Here is a 17,730-nt window from a genome sequence, read left to right as displayed (position 1 = left end):
GAGGTGGGCTCCGGCCCTCCCCGTACACCCGTCCGTCGTCCCTCGTGCCGCGTCCCTCGTCCCTCGTGCCGCGTCCCTCGGCCCCCGCGCCGCCACCCTCGGTCCGACTTCGGACTTCCGCCGTCCGTCGCCCGCCCGACGCCTAGTTGGTGCCGATCTTCGCGAGCAGGTCGACGATCCGGGCCTGCACCTCGGCGCTCGTCGACCGTTCCGCAAGGAAGAGCACCGTCTCGCCCGAGGAGAGCTTGGGCAGTTCGGTCTCGTCCAGGTCCGCGGAGGTGTAGACGACGAGCGGAGTGCGGTTCAACTGGCCGTTGGCGCGCAGCCAGTCGATGATCCCGGCCCGGCGGCGGCGCACCTGCATCAGGTCCATCACCACCAGGTTCGGCCGCATCTGCGCGGCCAGCGTGACCGCCTCCGTGTCGGTCGCCGCCCGCACCACCTGCATGCCGCGCCGCTCCAGGGTCGCCGCCAGCGCCTGCGCGATGTCCTCGCTCTCCTCGATCAGCAGCACGCGGGAGGGGTGCTGCTCGCTGTCGCGCGGTGCCAGCGCCTTGAGCAGGACGGCGGGATCGGCGCCGTACGCCGCCTCCCGGGTCGCCTGCCCGAGCCCGGCCGCGAGCAGCACCGGCACCTCGGCGGCGACGGCCGCCTGGCGCAGTGACTGGAGCGCGGTACGGGTGATCGGGCCGGTCAGCGGGTCGACGAAGAGCGCGGCCGGGAAGGCGGCGATCTGTGCGTCGACCTCCTCGCGGGAGTGCACGATCACCGGGCGGTAGCCGCGGTCGCTCAGGGCCTGCTGCGTGGCCACGTCGGGCGCGGGCCAGACGAGCAGGCGCCGCGGGTTGTCCAGGGGCTCCGGCGGCAGTTCGTCGTCGACGGGCTGCGGCAGCGGCTGGTTCGACACCTCTACGGCGCCACCGGGGCCGTCGAGCGGCTCCGGCCCCTCCGCCGAGCCCTCGGCGGGCGCTCCTATGGCGTACGCACGCCCCTCGGGCGCGGGCGTGGGCCCGAGCTTGGGCGCGGCGGGAACCGGCGGGGGCGTGGAGCCCGGCGCCGGTGCGGGGGCGGTGGGTTCCGCCGCCGGGTGGGCTTTGGCCGTCGTGGCCGTGGGGTCCGGCAGCGGCTGGCGGCTCTCCTCGGCGGGGTTGCCGAGCTTGCGCCGCCGCCCGGAGGGAGCGGCGGGAGCGGGCGCCGCGGGCTGGCCCGCCGCGGCCGCCGGGGCCGTCGGCTGGACGAAGGGCACGCCCTGGCCGAGCGTACGGACGCTGAAGGCCCGCCCCTGCGTCGAGTCCTTGGGCGTGGAGCCGGGAGCGGAACCGGGCGCCGATCCGGGCGCGGCGGCAGGGGCAGGTCCGGGCGCGGACCCGGTGGCGTGGCCGTGCGAGTGGCCGGGCGCGGAGCCGGTCACGGGGCCGTGGGTCGGGCCGTTCGCCGGGTCGTCGGCGGAGTGGGCCGCCGGGCCGCCGGCCGGCCCGTTCACCTGCCGGTGCACCGGACCGGACACGGGCATTTCCGGCGGAAGCGGTACGGAGCCGGTGCCGGTCCCGCTGGTGCCGGCGGGCACGGGGCCGGGAGCCCCGGGAGCGGGCCGGGCGCCGGGCAGCGGGTGCGGCTGCGGCGGCGTGTGCTCGTCGTCCGGCAGCACCCGTACGGCCTCGTGGCCGGGGGAACCGGCAGGGTCGGCGAGGCGGTCGGCGTCGGCCGGCGGCAGCGCGAACGGCGTCCGCGGTCCGGCCTCGGCGGCCGCCGCCCGCTCCTGCGCGGCGGCCAGCGCCCGCCGCCGACGCCCGGTGGGCTGCTGTGACTGCTGTGACTGCTGGGGCTGCTCCGGGGACGCGACGGCGGGCAGCGCGAGCGCCGCCGCGGGGGCGGCCTCCACCGGCACGCCCTGCGGCGGCACGGTGTCGCCGAGCGCCGGGCGGCCCTGCGCGCTCTCGGCGGCGGTCACGACGGACCCCTCGGCGGGCCGGCCACGACGGCGGCCGGTGCCGGAGGACTCGGTCCCCCGCACGTTCTGGGCGGGAATCAGGTCGGCCGGAGACCCGGACACGCCCTGCGCCCCCTGAGCCGGCGCCGTTCCGGGTGCGCCCTGGGCCGCACCCTGGGCCCCCGGCAAGCCCGGCATCGGCGGCATCGCCGTTGCGCCCGGCGTCCCCGGCGTTCCGGGCGTACCGGCGGAGGGTGCTCCGTCCGTACGGCCGCGCCGACGCCCGGTCGGCTCGGGCAGGGAGCCGTCCCCGGCGGTCAGCGGGCTCTGCAGGAACGCGTCCGTGGAACCCCGACGGGCGCGCCGCCGGCCACCACCGCCCACCGCCTCCACACCACTGCCCGGAGCGCCACTGCCCGGAGCGCCAGTGGCCGGAGCGTCACTCCCCGGACCGCCACCGGCCGGACCGCCACCGGCCGGGCCGGTGCCGTCGGCCGTGGCGTCGCCGGTGCCGTGCGACGCGGCGGCACCGGCGGCAGCGCGGGGCACGCCGGAGCCGGAGGGCGAGGCCTGCGCCGGAAGCGCGGGACGGGCGGGCGCTCCCGCGCCCGGTTCGGGCCGCTGCGGCTGCTCGGGCGGGGCGACGGTCCCGCGTCCCGCGCCGAGCGGCACCTCCACCACGTAGGCGCTGCCGGTCATGCCCGGCACCTCGTGCGTCTGCACGACACCGCCGTGCGCGGCGACGATCCCGCGCACGATCGGCTGGTGGACGGGGTCACCGCCCGTGTACGGGCCGCGGACCTCGATCCGTACGACCTCACCGCGCTGCGCGGCCGCGACGACGATCGTCGTGTCACCGGCCCCGCCCACGCCACCGGCCTGCGCCGCCCTGCTGCTCTTGCCGGTCGCGTCGACACCGGCCACGTCCGCGACGAGGTGCGCGAGCGCGGTGGTGAGGCGCTCCGCGTCCACCTCGGCCTCGACCGGCGGCGCGTGCACGGCGAACTGCGCGCGCCCGGGGCCGATCAGCTCCACGGCGCCGTCGATGCCGGCCGTCACGACCCGGTCGACCAGCGTCACCGCCTTGTCGAGGGACTCGGCGCCCGCGTCGAGGCGCTGGTAGCCGAGCACGTTGTCGACGAGGGTGGTCATCCGGGCGTAGCCGGCGGCCAGGTGGTGCAGCAGCTGGTTGGCCTCGGGCCACAGCTGGCCGGCGTCGTCGGCGGCGAGGGTGGAGAGCTCGGTGCGCAGCTCCTCCAGGGGGCCGCGCAGCGACTCGCCGAGGACGGCGGTCAGCTGTTCGTGCCGGGCGGCGAGCGCCTCGTACCGCTCCTTCTCCCGCGCCAGCTCCGCCACCCGCTGCTCCAGCTCCGCCGCGTGCCGCTCGGCCAGGTCGGCGAGTTCGGCGGCGTGCTTCTCGGCGAGCTGCTCGTAGGGCCTGCGGTCGGTGAAGGTCATGACGGCGCCGACGAGCTGGTCCCCGTCGCGTACGGGCGCGGTGGTGAGGTCGACCGGGACCCGGTCGCCGTTCTTCGCCCACAGCACCTGTCCGCGGACGCGGTGCTTGCGGCCGGACTTGAGGGTGTCGGCGAGCGCCGACTCCTCGTAGGGGAAGGGCTCGCCGTCGGCGCGCTTGGGGAGGATCAGCGGGTGGAGTTCGGCGCCGCCGAGCTCGGTGGCCCGGTAGCCGAGGATCTGCGCGAAGGCGGGGTTCACGAGGACGACCCGGCCGTCGGTGTCGGTGCCGACGACGCCCTCCGACGCGGCGCGCAGGATCATCTCGGTCTGGCGCTGGGAGCGGGCGAGCTCGGCCTCGGTGTCGAGGGTGCCGGTGAGGTCCCGTACGACCAGCATGAGCAGCTCGTCGCCGGTGTAGCCGTTGTACGAGTCGTAGGCCTCGCGCCCGTCCTCCAGGCTGGCGCTGGTGACCTCGACCGGGAACTCGCTGCCGTCGGTGCGGCGGGCCATCATCCGGGTCGGCCGGGTGCGTCCCCGGTCGTCGGCCCCCTCGGGGCGGCGCATCGAGCCGGGGATCAGGCGCGAGTCGAAGTCCGGCAGGAGGTCGAGCAGCCCGCGGCCGACGAGGGCGGTGCCGGGCGTCTCGAACATGCCGAGGGCGATGGTGTTGGCGTTGACGACGGTGCCGTTGCAGTTGACGAGCACGAGGCCGTCGGGGAGCGCGTCGAGTATGGCTGCGAGGCGAGCAGCGCCTCGGGATGGCCTGCTGCTCACGAGACGCTTCCTCCCTGAACCCACTGCCCTGAACCGCTGCATGTGCCTGCAGCCCTTGCCTGGTGACGGCCGGCCCCATCTTGCCCCTCGGGCCGCGGCCTGTCACGGAGGGAGTCTAAGGGAGGGCGGGCCTCCGCCTCTGGACATGGGGTGGGGGTTGTGTGCTCAGGCCTTGACACGGGGAAGGACGGGCCGGAGGTTCTCCCAGCGGTCGATCTCGCAGCCGTTGGCACGGGAGAAGTGGGCGTCGATGCTGCGGCCCCGCCAGCTGCCGGTGACGTGCGCGGTGGCCGGCCCGCCGTACATCTGGGTGCACATCCGGTCCTCCGGCACGGGGGCGAACGGGTTGTCGCCGGCCTCGGCGAACTGGTCGAGCCGCTTGCAGGCGTTCTCGGCGGCGGGGTGGGTGCCGCCGGGCGTGCCGTCGCCGCACTCCAGCCGGAAGGTGCCGTCGGCGTCCGGGTGGCCGCTCCGCTCGATGCTCACGGTGAGCGTGTCGGGCGCGGAGAGCAGCGGCAGCGGGGGGAGCGGGCCGAGGCCGCCGGTGGTGGTGGCGACGGTCGCGAAGGTGGCGAGGAGGAGGGGACGCAGCATGGGGACTCCTGGATGCGGCGGACGGTCGTTCTTCCCTCCCTAACGCTCCGGTCGGCGCTCCGTTGCGCAACCGGTCCCCGGCCGGATGCGCGGGCGAGGGCTTTGCCCTGGGCCCCCGGGGGCGAGTACGGTGAAACCGATTGGTGACACCCGGCTCGTCTGTGTCATCATCTGCACGCACCACTCGCGTACGCGCGGGGTGCATGGAGGCGTCGCCTAGTCCGGTCTATGGCGCCGCACTGCTAATGCGGTTTGGGTCTTAAAGCCCATCGAGGGTTCAAATCCCTCCGCCTCCGCCATCACGAAGCCCCGGTCCCCAGGACCGGGGCTTCGCTGTGTTTCCCTGTGTCTCGCTGTGTCTCGCTGTGTCTCGCTGTGTTTCGCGCGGGAGCGTGAGCCTCGGGTGGAGCCCGTTCCGCACCGGGCGGGCGAGGACCACGTGCCCGCCTCCGCCCGCGGTGTGACCCCGGTCTCTTTTCCCTGTTTCCGGCCGCACCGCCGTGCCCGGAGGCCCTCCGTCGCCCTGCCGCCCACCTTGATCGCGGAGGGCGTTTTCGCAGGTCACAAGGGGTCTGGCCAATGGATTTCACATGACGGCGGCAGTCATGTAATGTTCTTCCTGTCGCCGCGAGCGGGCCGAAAGGCCGGGGAGCGGAGACAAAAACTAAAAACAAGCACTCGTAGCTTAACGGATAGAGCATCTGACTACGGATCAGAAGGTTGCAGGTTCGAATCCTGCCGAGTGCACACAGATGAGAGGCCCGGACGAGAGTCCGGGCCTCTTGCGTTTCTGGCTTGTGCAGCAGCGGAGTACGGCAACCTGCGGTGCGCACGGACCCCCGGCATCGCCCCTCGCATGCGCCGCAGGCGGTAGCGTCCGGCGGCATGTACGTCTGGTACGCCGCCTACGGAGCCAACACCGACGCCACCCGCCTCGGGCAGTATCTCCGCAGGTGCCGCGAACCGGCCGCGCCCCTCGCGTCCCGGGCCGTCGAGCTCTCCGGGGTCGTCTACTTCGCGACCGAGTCGCCCGTGTGGGGTGGCGGGCGCGGGTTCTACGACCCGGAGGAGCCCGGCACCGTGTACGCGCGGGGGCATCTGATCACCCTCGGGCAGTTCGCCGACATCGCCGCCCAGGAGATGTACCGCGACCCGGCCACCGCCCCGCACCGGGACTCCCGGCTGACCGAGGCCGTCACGCACGGGCGGGTCCGGCTGGGGCCCGGGTGGTACGAGACGGTGGTGTGCGCCGGGGACGTCGACGGGGTCCCGCTGCTCACCTTCACCGCCCCCTGGACGCTGGGCGAGGTCGAACTCCGGGAGCCCGCCGAGGCGTACGTACGGCTCATCGCCAACGGGCTGCGCGCCTCCGGTGCCTGGGCCGCCGAGGACATCGCCGCCTATCTGGCCGGCTGCCCGGGAGCGGTGGGCCGCTACACCGCCGATGACGTGCTCGGCCTCCTCGCCGAAGGGCCCGGCCGACTCCCGCCCACACCTTCGGGTGAACCGAACTGATTTCCATGACAGTCGAATATGCCCTCGGCCTAGCGTGCTGATGGAGGTGATGTCCGATGAACGCCGTCGACGCCGTCGACATCGACGACTTCGTGTACGCCGCCACCGGAGCGCGACTGCGGAGGCTCACGCTGCCGGACGGATCGCACTGGTTCCCCGCCGTGGACGCGGCCCGTCAGCTCGGCCACGCCAGCGCGCGGCAGGCGCTCCGCGCGCACGTCGCCGATGCCCTGCACACCACGCTCGCCGAGCTCCCGATCGACGTCACGGCCCCCGTCGACTCCGGGACTGCGGGAAGCGGACCCGGCGGTAGCGGCGGCTCGGGGAGTCCCGGCACTCCCGGCAGCCCGGGCAGTCCCGGCAGCCCGGGCGGCCCCGGCAGTCCCGGCGGCCTCAAGGGTCTGAAGAAGTCGACCCGGCTCGTGTGCCTCGAAGGACTCGTCCAGCTCGCCGCCGCGTCCACCAGGCCGCAGGCGGCGCCGTTCAAGGCATGGGTCGCCCAGGTCGTCGCCGACGTGCAGCGCGACGGGTCCTACGGGCTCGAACCGTCACCCGTGATCACCGCCGACGGCGGCTTCGGGGCCGATGACGGCGACGGCTTCGGTTGCGGCGCCGGCTACGGCTCCGCGTTCGTGCTTCCCCCGCCCCTCCTCGACGCCCTCGTACGGCTGGAGGAGAGCACCGCACGGCTCGACGACGAGAGCGAACGCGTCGAACTGCTCCGGCAGGCCGGGCGGGACCTCCACCGGATCGCCGCGTCCCTCGAACGCCTCTCCCTCCCGGCCCAGCGCTCCGCACGGCGCGAACCGGGCCCGCCCGCCACCGCCCCTCTCACCCCGCAGCAGCTCCTCGACTCCTGGCGCGCCCGGAACGCGGTGGTGGACGACGACGTCCACGCCGTCGCCGCCTACCTGGCGCCCGCGCTCCTGCGGGGCGGCGTCCGCTACCGCCTGGAGGAGGTGGCCCGCCGCACCGGCCTCACGGCCGAACGGGTCCGGGAGTGCGTGCGCGTGCTCGTCGAGCGCGGCTGCATGCGGCAGGCCGGAGGCCCCGGAGCGGGAAGGGGCGCAGGCACGGGCACCGGGAGCGGTCCTGATGGCGCCGGTCCTGACGGCGCCGGTCCCGATGGCGCCGGTCCTGACGGCACCGGTCCCGATGGCACCGGTCCCGATGGCAGCGGATCCGACGGAGGGTTGCTGTACGTCTTGCCCTGATGCGGCCCCGCCCCGCTGTCAGTGCTCTGCCCGACACTGGACGCATGGTGTGGCGGAGCGGCGGGATCGCGTGGCACGGCGGCGTGCCCGGGCTGCGGTGGGAGGGCGGCCGGGTCAGCGCGCTGTCCCGGGGGCGGGACATCGCCTTCCGGGCCGTGGGCGAGCGGCGGTGCGCCGGGGCCCGGGGGAACCCCTGCCCCGTGGCGGCCGTCGTGGCCGGCCGCGGCACCGGGGGCCGGTGCGCCGACTGCGCACGGCTCGACCGGGCGCACTCCGTGGCAGCCGACACCCTCGCCGACGACCCGCGGCCGTACCGCGTCTATCTCGCCTGGTTCGGGCCCGGCATGGTGAAGGTCGGCATCACCGCGGAGCAGCGCGGTGACGCGCGTCTGCTCGAACAGGGCGCGGTCGCCTTCAGCTGGCTCGGCCGCGGACCCCTGATGGCCGCGCGGCGGACCGAGGAGGTGCTGCGGCACGCCCTCGCCGTGCCCGACCGCATCCCGTACGCGCGCAAGCGGGCCGTCCGGCACGCCCTGCCGCCGGTCGAGGAACGGGCGCACGAGGTCAGGGAGCTGTACGGGCGGGCCGTCGGCGTCGGCGTCTGGGCGGAGACCCTGGAGGCGCTGCCCTGCGAGGTCCGTGACCACGGGGACGTCTTCGGTATCGGTGACCTGCCCCCGTACGACGGGAGCGTCGTCGAGCTCGTCCCCGGCGGGGTCGTCTCCGGGCGGTTGCTCGCCGCGGCCGGACCCGATCTGCACCTCCTCGACCCGAGCGGTCGCCATCTCGCCCTCGACACCCGGCTGATGAGCGGCTGGGCGTTGGAGGCAGCGGCGGCGGGCCACGCCGTGACCGTGCCCGTCACCGCGGCCCTGACCGGCGAGGACGCCCAGGAGCAACTGTTCTGACGGGCGCCCCCAACCAACCCCAATCAACCCTGACCAGCCCAGCCAGCCCAGCCGACCCGACCCGACCCGACCCAACCCACCCCTGATCGCCGCTGACCGGCCCGACCGCCTGCGGCGTCGCCACCGCCCCTACCACCTCGTCCCGAGGCCGCCCGGTGCCCCCGTCGCCCGAAGCTCTGAACCGTAAAGTCTTGGATCCCTTCCGGCGGCTTCCATGGACAGTCCCGGGCGTCCCCCCGCAGGGTGATCACATGACCCAGAGCCTCGTGGGCGGCCTCCAACCGCCCTACTACACCGCTGTCTTCACCTCGATCCGGCCCGACGATCCCGAGGGGTACGCCGAGACCGCCGCCAAGCTGAACGCCCTGGTCGAGGACATCCCCGGCTTCCTCGGCCACGAGGCCGCCCGCACGCCCGGTGGCATCGGCATCACCGTCGCCTACTTCCGCGACCTCGACGGACTCACCGCATGGCAGCACCACCCCGACCACATGGCCGCGAAGCGATACGGCCGGGAGCACTGGTACGAGAGCTACCGCGTGCACATCGGCAAGGTGGAGCGGACCTACGGCTTCGACCGCGAGGACCGCGAGAACCACGAGGACCGCCAGGGCCGCCAGAACCCCGAGATGCCCCACGACCGGGACGTGGTCGATGACCGCGACTGAGGTACGGGCGTGGGCCGACCGCCTCGGCATCCCCGGGCTCGTCGACGTCCACACCCACTTCATGCCCCGCAGCGTCCTCGACAAGGTGTGGGCCTACTTCGACGCGGTCGGGCCCCTCACCGGGCTCGAGTGGCCCATCACCTACCGCGAGGAGGAGGACCGCCGGGTCGCGCTGCTCCGGGAGTTCGGGGTGCTCGCCTTCACCTCGATGCTCTACCCGCACAAGCCGTCCATGGCCGCCTGGCTCAACGACTGGGCCGCCGACTTCGCCGCCCGCGTCCCCGACTGCCTCCACACCGCCACCCTCTTCCCCGAACCCGGCGCCCCCGGCTACGTCCTGCAGGCCCTGGAGCGCGGCGCCCGCGTCTTCAAGGTCCACCTCCAGGTCGGCGGCTTCGACCCCAACGACCCGCTCCTCGACGAGGTGTGGGGCCTCCTCGCCGAGGCGGGGAGCCCGATCGTGATCCACTGCGGCTCGGGCCCCGCCCCCGGCGCGTACACCGGTCCCGGCCCCATCGCACGGCTGCTCGCGCGGTACCCACGGCTGCGGCTGGTCGTCGCCCACATGGGCATGCCGGAGTACGCGGACTTCCTCGACCTCGCCGAGCGGTACGGGGACGTCCACCTCGACACCACCATGGCGTTCACCGACTTCAGCGAGCGGCTCGCGCCCTTCCCGCCCGGCGAGCTCAAGCGGCTCCAGGGGCTCGGCGACCGCATCCTGCTCGGGTCGGACTTCCCGAACATCCCCTATCCGTACGTCCACCAGCTCCACGCCCTCGAACGGCTCGGGCTCGGCGACGACTGGCTGCGCGCCGTCTGCCACGACAACGGCGTCCGGCTGTTCCACCTCTGAGCGCCCGCGAAAGGGTCTGCCGGTCCCGGTCCTTTCTCAGGGGATTCACAGACAGGCGAAAGACGGGTCTCAGGCGCGCCGAGCACCGTGACACGCATGACTGCGACCACCCGCCACTCGCGTACGCGTACCGATCTGCTCCGGTCCGACGGCTCCGCCGTCCGCGTGCTCGTCGTCGACGACGAGGACGCGCTCGCCGAGCTGCTCTCGATGGCCCTGCGCTACGAGGGCTGGCAGGTGCACAGCGCGGGCGACGGGGCCGGGGCGCTGCGGACGGCACGCGCGTTCCGGCCCGATGTCGTCGTGCTCGACATGATGCTGCCCGACATGGACGGGCTCTGCGTCCTGGGGCGGCTGCGGCGCGAGCTGCCCGAGGTGCCGGTGCTGTTCCTGACCGCGAAGGACGCCGTCGGGGACCGGATCGCGGGGCTCACGGCGGGCGGCGACGACTACGTCACCAAGCCCTTCAGCCTGGAGGAGGTGGTGGCCCGGCTGCGCGGGCTCATCCGTCGGTCGGGGGCCGCGCAGGCGCGCAGCGAGTCGCTGCTGACGGTCGGGGACCTCACCCTGGACGAGGACAGCCACGAGGTGACCCGGGGCGGCGAGTCGATCCACCTCACCGCCACCGAGTTCGAGCTGCTGCGCTACCTCATGCGCAACCCGCGCCGGGTGCTGAGCAAGGCGCAGATCCTGGACCGCGTGTGGTCGTACGACTTCGGCGGGCAGGCGAACGTCGTCGAGCTGTACATCTCCTACCTGCGCCGGAAGATCGACGCCGGGCGCAGTCCGATGATCCACACCCGCCGCGGGGCCGGGTACCTCATCAAGCCGGGTGAGTAGCCCACCGTGCGCCACCGCCCCGGTAACCGCCCCGGCGGCGGACCCGGAGACCGCCCCGGTAACCGCCCCGGCGGCGGACTCGGTAACCGCCCCGGCGGCGGACCCGGTAACCGCCCCGGCGGCCGACCCGCCGTCAGGGCGCCCTGGCCGCTGCGCACCCGACTGGTCGTCTCCGCCGTCGCGCTGATCGCGGTCGTCGCCGCCGTCATCGGCACGGTGACGACGATCGCGTTCCGTTCCTACCTGTACGACCAGGTTGACGGGCAGGTGCGGGAGGTCGTCCACCGGGCGGCCGGGCCGCCGGTCTCCGCTCCCGGAGCCTTCGGTCCCTCGTCGGGCCGCGTCGAGGCCCCGCTCGGCTTCGTCATCGGCGGTGCGCCGCTCGGGACGGTGGGCGCCCGGGTCGTGGACGGGGAGGTGAAATCGGCGGACGTCTCCGTTGCCCCGCCGGCGGACGGGAACGGGCCGCTCTACGTACGCCATGGACTCGACGCCGACCAGATCGCGGTGCTCGCCGCCGTCCCGCTCGACGGCGACCCGCACACCGTGTCGCTGCCGGGCGGGCTCGGCGACTACCGGGTCACGTACGGGACCGGCAAGAACGGCGACTTCCTCATCGGCCTCCCGCTCGCCGGGCTCCAGGACGCCCTGTCCACGCTGGTCGTCGTGGAGTTGAGCGTCACCGCCGCCGGGCTCGTCGCCGCCTCGCTGGCCGGCACCCTGGTCGTACGGATCGCCCTGCGCCCGCTGCGCCGGGTCGCCGTGACCGCCGCGCAGGTGTCCCGGCTGCCCCTGCACAGCGGCGAGGTGGCGCTCGACCACCGGGTGCCGGAGGCGCAGGCGGATCCGCGGACGGAGGTCGGGCAGGTCGGCGCGGCGATCAACCGCATGCTCGACCACGTCCATTCGGCGCTCGACGCCCGGCAGCGCAGCGAGACGCGGGTGCGGCAGTTCGTCGCGGACGCGAGCCACGAGCTGCGCACGCCGCTCGCCTCGATCCGGGGGTACGCGGAGCTGACCCGGCGCGGCCGGGAGAAGTGCGGGCCCGACACCCGGCACGCGCTCGGGCGCATCGAGTCGGAGGCGACGCGGATGACGGGGCTCGTGGAGGACCTGCTGCTGCTCGCCCGGCTGGACACCGGACGCCCGCTCTCGTACGAGAGCACCGATCTCTCCCTGCTGGTCGTGGACGCCCTCTCGGACGCCCGCGCGGCCGGGCCCGAGCACTGCTGGCGCCTCGAACTCCCCGACGGGGACGGGAGGGTGACCGTGCCGGCCGACGGCGCCCGGTTCCACCAGGTCCTCGTCAACCTCCTCGCGAACGCCCGTACCCACACCCCGCCGGGCACCACCGTCACCGCCCGCGTGCGTTCGGGGCCGGGGCGCGCGGTCGTCGAGGTCGAGGACGACGGGCCGGGCATCGCCCCCGACCTCCTGCCGTTGGTCTTCGAGCGGTTCGCGCGCGGCGACGCCTCACGCTCCCGCCCCGCGGGCGGCAGCGGGACCGCCGGCAGCACCGGGCTGGGCCTCGCCATCGTGCGGGCCGTGACGCTCGCCCACGGCGGCGAGGTGACCGTCGACAGCGTGCCCGGCCGGACCGTCTTCTCGGTGTCCCTGCCGAAGACCCGCTGAACCCCGTCGACCCACAGCCCCGCCTGAACCCCGTCGACTCACAGCCCCGCCTGAACCCCGTCGACTCACAGCCCCGCCACAGCCGCACCACACCGCCGTGACAGCCGGCCCGGCGAGGGTCGGGGGCATGCGAACGCCCCCGTGTGCCGACACTCTTCCCGCCCGGGAGCACCTCCCCGCGGGCGCGGCCGGACGGCCCGTCCTCGACGTGGTGATCCCCGTCTTCAACGAGGAGGAGGACCTGGAGCCCTGCGTGCTGCGGCTCCACGACCACCTCCTACGCACCTTCCCGTACGACTTCCGCATCACCGTCGCCGACAACGCCTCCACCGACACCACACCGGACGTGGCCCGAGCGCTGGCCGCCCGGCTGCCCGCCGTCCACTCCGTACGACTGGAGCAGAAGGGGCGCGGCCGGGCGCTGCGGTCGGTGTGGTCGGCCTCGGAGGCGCCGGTCCTGGCGTACATGGACGTGGATCTCTCCACCGACCTGAACGCGCTGCTTCCGCTGGTCGCGCCGCTCATCTCCGGCCACTCCGACCTCGCGATCGGATCGCGGCTGACCCGCTCCTCCCGTGTCGTGCGCGGGCCGAAGCGGGAGCTGATCTCCCGTGCCTACAACCTGATCCTGCGCGGCTCGCTCGCCGCCCGCTTCTCGGACGCCCAGTGCGGGTTCAAGGCGATACGGCGGGAGGTGGCCGAGCGGCTGCTGCCGATGGTGGAGGACACCGGCTGGTTCTTCGACACGGAGATGCTGGTGCTCGCCGAGCGGGCCGGGCTGCGGATCCACGAGGTCCCGGTCGACTGGGTCGACGACCCCGACTCGACCGTTCACCTCGTGCGGACTGCCACCGACGACCTGAAGGGCGTGTGGCGGGTGGGGCGGGCCCTTGCGACCGGTTCGCTTCCGCTCGACCGGCTCGCCCGGCCCTTCGGCGACGACCCGCGGGACCGCGAACTGGCCGGTGTGCCGCGCGGCCTTGCCCGCCAGCTGGTCGGCTTCTGCGTGGTGGGGCTGGTCTCGACCCTCCTCTACCTCGCCCTCTACTCCCTCTTCAGGCTCGGCATCGGCGCCCAGTCCGCCAACGCCGCCGCCCTCCTCCTCTCCGCCGTCGCCAACACCGCCGCCAACCGCCGCCTCACCTTCGGCGTACGGGGCCGGGACCGGGCCGCCCGCCATCAGGCGCAGGGGCTGGTCGTCTTCGGCATCGGCCTGGCCCTGACGAGCGGATCGCTGGCCGCGCTCGGTGCGGCGACCGGCGAACCGGCCCACTCGACCGAGCTCGCCGTGCTGGTCGTCGCCAACCTCGCCGCGACCGTCATGCGCTTCCTCCTCTTCCGGCTCTGGGTCTTCCCGGAGCGCGCCCTTTCCGCAAGGACCCCCTCCGCAGGGACCCCCTCCGCAAGGACCTCCTCCGCAAGGACCCCCTCCGCAGGGACCCCTTCCGCAAGGACCACTCGATGAACTCCCTGACCCGACCGCAGCGCCGCCAGCGCCTCCAGGCCCTCCAGCGCCGCCAGCGCCTCTGGCGCCTCCAGGGCCTCCAGCACCTCTGGCGCGGGCGGCCCGACGACGCGCCCTGGGTGCGGCCGGCCTTCCTCGGCCTCCTCCTCGCCACCGCCTTCCTCTACCTCTGGAACCTGAGCGCGAGCGGTTACGCCAACTCCTTCTACTCGGCCGCGGTTCAGGCCGGCAGCCAGAGCTGGAAGGCGTTCTTCTTCGGCTCGCTCGACGCGGCGAACGCCATCACCGTCGACAAGCCCCCGGCCGCCCTGTGGCCGATGGCGCTTTCCGTACGGTTCTTCGGGCTCGGTTCCTGGCAGATCCTGGTGCCCGAGGTGCTGATGGGGGTGGCGACGGTCGCCGTCCTGTACGCGGCGGTCCGCCGCCGCCTCGGCGCGGGCGCCGGACTGGTGGCGGGCGCGGTGCTCGCGCTCACCCCGGTCGCCGCGCTGATGTTCCGCTTCAACAACCCGGACGCGCTGCTCGCCCTGCTCATGACGGTCGCCGTGTACTGCGTGCTGCGCGCCGTGGAGCTCGACCGGGGGGCGGCGCGCTGGCTGGTGTGGGCGGGGGTGGCGCTCGGGTTCGCGTTCCTCGCCAAGACCTTGCAGGCCTTCCTGATCCTGCCGGCGCTCGCGCTGGTGTACGCGGCGTGCGCGCCGGGCGGACCGGGGCGGCGGCTCGGCCGGCTCGGACTGGGCGGGCTCGCGATGCTCGTCTCGGCGGGCTGGTGGGTGGCCGTGGTCGAGCTGTGGCCGGCGGCCTCCCGCCCGTACGTCGGAGGGTCGCAGAACAACAGCTTCCTGGAGCTGACCTTCGGCTACAACGGTCTCGGCCGGCTCAACGGCAACGAGGTCGGCAGCGTGGGCGGCGGTGGCGCCCGCCGTGTGCCCGTCGACCTGCCGGAGGGGGCGGTGCTGGTGGGCCGGGGCGGGGGCGGCTGGGGCGAGACCGGCGTCGGGCGGATGTTCGGTGACGCGGTGGGCGGTCAGATCTCCTGGCTGCTGCCGGCCGCGCTGATCCTGCTGGTCGCCGGGCTCGTGGTGACCCGGCGCGCGGCGCGTACGGACCTGGCCCGTTCGGCGTTCCTCGTCTGGGGCGGCGCGCTGCTGCTGACGACGGCCGTCTTCAGCTTCATGGCCGGCATCTTCCACGAGTACTACACGGTCGCGATGGCCCCGTACCTCGCTGCCCTGATCGGCATGGGCGCGGCGGTGCTGTGGGAGGAGCGGGCCCGGTTCGCGGCCTCGGGGACGCTGGCGGCAACGGTCGCGGTGACGGCGGTGTGGGCCTGGGTGCTGCTCGGCCGTACACCGGACTGGCAGCCGTGGCTGCGCTGGGCGGTGCTGGGCGTGGGCGGCGCGGCGGCGCTCGGGCTGCTGTTCGCGGGCCGGGTGGACCGGCGGATCGGGCTGGTCGCGGCCGGGCTCGGTCTCGCGGCGGGCCTGGCGGGCCCCTTCGCCTACACCCTGGCCACGGTGGCCGCGGGGCACCAGGGCTCGATCGTGACGGCCGGTCCGGCGGGCACGGTCGGTCCGGGCGGTCGCGGCGGCCCGGGCGCCGGCCGGATGTTCGTCGCGTACGCGCCCGGCCAGGACGACGTTCCTGACGGCCGGGCCGGTCAGCCCCCGGCCGACGGCCGGGCCCCGGCGGGCGGTCAGGCCCCCGCTGGTCGGCCCCCGGCAGGCGGTCAGTCCCCCGCGGGCCAGGGCGGAGGCCGGCCCCCCGGTGCCATGGCTCCCGGTGCCGTGGCTCCCGGTGCCATGGCTCCCGGTGAGCGGCGTGGCCTGGGCGGTCTCCTCAACGGCACGCCCGTCGGGGCCGAGGCCCGGCAGGCCCTGCTGGCGGACGCCGACTCCTACACCTGGGTCGCCGCCGCCATCGGAGCCCAGAACGCGGCCGGTTACCAGCTGGCCACCCAGAAGCCGGTCATGGCGATCGGCGGCTTCAACGGCAGCGACCCGTCGCCGACCCTGGCGCGGTTCAAGCAGTACGTGGCAGAGGGGCGGATCCACTACTTCATCGCCCCGGGCGGCGGCTCGGGCGGCGGCTTCGGCGCCGGCGGGAACGGCTCCGCGATCGCGGCGTGGGTCGAGGACACCTTCGAGAAGGTCACCTTCGACAGCACCACGTTTTACGACCTGACCAGCAGGAAGGCCGCCGCGCAGTAGGCCGCCGCGAAAAGTCGCTATACGGCGTACGAGAGCTCCTGTACGGTGTACGAGTCCCGCTCTCGTACACCGTATAGGAGTTGCCCATGACAGCCACCGGCGGCCACCCGCAGCGCTGGCTGATCCTCGGCGTCATCTGCCTCGCCCAGCTCACCGTGCTGCTCGACAACACCGTGCTCAGCGTCGCCATCCCCTCGCTGACCACCGAACTCCACGCGTCCACCAGCGACATCCAGTGGATGATCAACGCCTACTCGCTCGTCCAGTCCGGACTGCTGCTCACCGCGGGCAACGCCGCCGACCGCTACGGCCGCAAGAAGATGCTGGCGATCGGGCTCGCGCTGTTCGGCATCGGCTCGCTCACCGCCGGCCTCGCCGAGTCCAGCGCGCAGCTGATCGCCGCCCGCGCGGGCATGGGCGTCGGCGGCGCGCTGCTCATGACCACGACCCTCGCCGTCGTCATGCAGATCTTCGACGACTCCGAGCGGGTCAAGGCCATCGCGCTCTGGGCCACCGTCGGCTCGCTCGGCTTCGCCGCCGGCCCGCTGATCGGCGGCGCGATCCTCAACCACTTCTGGTGGGGAATGATCTTCCTCATCAACATCCCGGTGGCGCTGATCGGCCTGGTCGCCGTCCTCAAGCTCGTCCCCGAGTCCAAGAACCCGCAGGGAGAGCGCCCCGACCTGCTCGGCGCCCTGCTGTCCACCATCGGCATGACCGCCGCCGTGTACGCGATCATCACCGGCCCCGAGCACGGCTGGACCTCCGCCGAGGTGCTGGTCCCGGCCGCGATCGGCGTCGTCGTCCTGGCCGCGTTCGCCGCGTGGGAGCTGCGCGTCCCGTACCCGATGCTCGACATGCACTTCTTCCGCAACCAGAAGTTCGTCGGCGCGGTCGCCGGCGCCATCCTGGTGATGTTCGGCATGGGCGGCTCGCTGTTCCTGCTCACCCAGCACCTCCAGTTCGTCCTCGGGTACGAGCCGCTGGAGGCGGGTCTGCGGATGGCGCCGCTCGCGCTGACCGTCGTGGCGCTCAACCTCACCGGGGTCGGCCCGCGGATCGTGATGAAGCTCGGCACCCCGCTCACCGTCACCGTCGGCATGACGCTGGTGGCGGCCGGCCTCGGCTCGATCGCCCTGATCGGCGGCGGCACCGACGGCACCTACTGGGGCATGCTGCTCGGCCTGGTGCTCATGGGCACCGGTCTCGCCGTCTCCAACCCGGCCATGGCCAACGCCATCATGAGCGCGATCCCGCCGGAGAAGGCCGGTGTGGGCGCGGGCGTCAACGGCACCCTCGCCGAGTTCGGCAACGGTCTCGGCGTCGCCGTCCTCGGTGCCGTCCTCAACGCCCGGTTCGCCGCGCTCGTCACCGTCACCGCGACCTCGCTGCCCGCCGCCCTCGCCGCGGCCGGAAACGACACCGAGCGGGCGGCGATCTCCGACGCCTTCGCCACCGGGCTCCAGACCAGCCAGCTCGTGGGCGCGATCGCCGTCCTCGCCGGCGGCCTGGTCGCGGCGGCCCTGCTGAAGCGCGCCGAACGCGTCGAACGCGCCGAACGAGCCGAACGAGCCGAACGCGCCGATGCCGCAGGCAAGGCCGCCGAGCCGTCCGATCAGCCGACCGGAGCTGCCTAGCATGGTCGCGAACCACTGACGGACGGAAG

At 74.2% G+C, this 17,730-nt stretch carries 11 protein-coding genes, 2 tRNA genes and 1 pseudogene; 12 read left to right on the top strand and 2 right to left on the bottom strand.

The annotated features are described in order from the left end of the window. Nucleotides 1-142: 142 nt before the first annotated feature. Both ABD954_RS16610 and ABD954_RS16605 read right to left on the bottom strand, forming a co-directional pair. Entirely contained in the window at nucleotides 143-4,162 is a 4,020-nt protein-coding gene (locus ABD954_RS16610; protein ID WP_345486810.1) for a PAS domain-containing protein, read from the bottom strand. Between the two features lie 165 nt (nucleotides 4,163-4,327). Then, nucleotides 4,328-4,756: an SSI family serine proteinase inhibitor gene (locus ABD954_RS16605; RefSeq protein ID WP_345486809.1), complete on the bottom strand. Its 429-nt coding sequence runs from the start codon at nucleotides 4,754-4,756 to the stop codon at nucleotides 4,328-4,330. A 205-nt stretch (nucleotides 4,757-4,961) separates the two neighbouring features. Between ABD954_RS16605 and ABD954_RS16600 the strand changes: the two genes are divergently transcribed. The 12 genes and pseudogenes from ABD954_RS16600 to ABD954_RS16545 all read left to right on the top strand — a co-directional run bounded on the left by ABD954_RS16600 (nucleotide 4,962) and on the right by ABD954_RS16545 (nucleotide 17,701). Continuing rightward, nucleotides 4,962-5,055 (top strand) — tRNA-Ser (locus ABD954_RS16600). A gap of 375 nt (nucleotides 5,056-5,430) precedes the next feature. Next, nucleotides 5,431-5,503, top strand: a tRNA-Arg gene (locus tag ABD954_RS16595). 138 nt (nucleotides 5,504-5,641) lie between these two features. Then, nucleotides 5,642-6,271, top strand: coding sequence for a histone deacetylase (locus ABD954_RS16590; RefSeq protein ID WP_345486808.1), 630 nt, complete (start codon nucleotides 5,642-5,644; stop codon nucleotides 6,269-6,271). Between the two features lie 56 nt (nucleotides 6,272-6,327). After that, nucleotides 6,328-7,485, top strand: coding sequence for a BRO-N domain-containing protein (locus tag ABD954_RS16585; protein ID WP_345486807.1), 1,158 nt, complete (start codon nucleotides 6,328-6,330; stop codon nucleotides 7,483-7,485). Nucleotides 7,486-7,529: 44 nt separating this feature from the next. After that, entirely contained in the window at nucleotides 7,530-8,393 is an 864-nt protein-coding gene (locus ABD954_RS16580) for a DUF2797 domain-containing protein (protein WP_345486806.1), read from the top strand. A gap of 251 nt (nucleotides 8,394-8,644) precedes the next feature. Further along, nucleotides 8,645-9,061, top strand: a complete 417-nt coding sequence (locus ABD954_RS16575) for an antibiotic biosynthesis monooxygenase family protein (protein ID WP_345486805.1) — start codon at nucleotides 8,645-8,647, stop codon at nucleotides 9,059-9,061. Beyond that, nucleotides 9,048-9,917, top strand: a complete 870-nt coding sequence (locus tag ABD954_RS16570; protein WP_345486804.1) for an amidohydrolase family protein — start codon at nucleotides 9,048-9,050, stop codon at nucleotides 9,915-9,917. Before ABD954_RS16575 ends, ABD954_RS16570 begins: the two co-directional genes overlap by 14 nt. A 96-nt stretch (nucleotides 9,918-10,013) precedes the next feature. Then, on the top strand, nucleotides 10,014-10,757 hold the full coding sequence (locus tag ABD954_RS16565) for a response regulator transcription factor (RefSeq protein ID WP_345486803.1): 744 nt from the start codon (nucleotides 10,014-10,016) through the stop codon (nucleotides 10,755-10,757). 150 nt (nucleotides 10,758-10,907) lie between these two features. Then, nucleotides 10,908-12,389, top strand: coding sequence for a sensor histidine kinase (locus tag ABD954_RS16560; RefSeq protein WP_345492229.1), 1,482 nt, complete (start codon nucleotides 10,908-10,910; stop codon nucleotides 12,387-12,389). Between the two features lie 127 nt (nucleotides 12,390-12,516). Continuing rightward, a complete protein-coding gene (locus ABD954_RS16555; RefSeq protein ID WP_345486802.1) occupies nucleotides 12,517-13,854 on the top strand; it encodes a bifunctional glycosyltransferase family 2/GtrA family protein in 1,338 nt (445 codons plus the stop codon). Between the two features lie 61 nt (nucleotides 13,855-13,915). Beyond that, nucleotides 13,916-16,064: pseudogene (locus tag ABD954_RS16550) on the top strand (ArnT family glycosyltransferase). 86 nt (nucleotides 16,065-16,150) lie between these two features. Further along, on the top strand, nucleotides 16,151-17,701 hold the full coding sequence (locus ABD954_RS16545; protein WP_345486800.1) for an MFS transporter: 1,551 nt from the start codon (nucleotides 16,151-16,153) through the stop codon (nucleotides 17,699-17,701). The last annotated feature ends 29 nt before the right edge of the window (nucleotides 17,702-17,730 follow it).

Source organism: Streptomyces roseoviridis (assembly GCF_039535235.1).
Lineage (GTDB): Bacteria > Actinomycetota > Actinomycetes > Streptomycetales > Streptomycetaceae > Streptomyces > Streptomyces roseoviridis.
The sequence above is the reverse complement of the archived record's forward strand: the minus strand, read 5'-3'. Positions and strand labels throughout refer to the sequence as shown.

Coding starts and splice junctions, on each gene's coding strand:
- ABD954_RS16605 (WP_345486809.1), bottom strand. CDS start 4,756: ATGCTGCGTCCCCTCCTCCTCGCCACCTTCGCGACCGTCGCCACCACC.
- ABD954_RS16545 (WP_345486800.1), top strand. CDS start 16,151: ATGACAGCCACCGGCGGCCACCCGCAGCGCTGGCTGATCCTCGGCGTC.
- ABD954_RS16585 (WP_345486807.1), top strand. CDS start 6,328: ATGAACGCCGTCGACGCCGTCGACATCGACGACTTCGTGTACGCCGCC.
- ABD954_RS16580 (WP_345486806.1), top strand. CDS start 7,530: ATGGTGTGGCGGAGCGGCGGGATCGCGTGGCACGGCGGCGTGCCCGGG.
- ABD954_RS16570 (WP_345486804.1), top strand. CDS start 9,048: ATGACCGCGACTGAGGTACGGGCGTGGGCCGACCGCCTCGGCATCCCC.
- ABD954_RS16575 (WP_345486805.1), top strand. CDS start 8,645: ATGACCCAGAGCCTCGTGGGCGGCCTCCAACCGCCCTACTACACCGCT.
- ABD954_RS16555 (WP_345486802.1), top strand. CDS start 12,517: ATGCGAACGCCCCCGTGTGCCGACACTCTTCCCGCCCGGGAGCACCTC.
- ABD954_RS16565 (WP_345486803.1), top strand. CDS start 10,014: ATGACTGCGACCACCCGCCACTCGCGTACGCGTACCGATCTGCTCCGG.
- ABD954_RS16590 (WP_345486808.1), top strand. CDS start 5,642: ATGTACGTCTGGTACGCCGCCTACGGAGCCAACACCGACGCCACCCGC.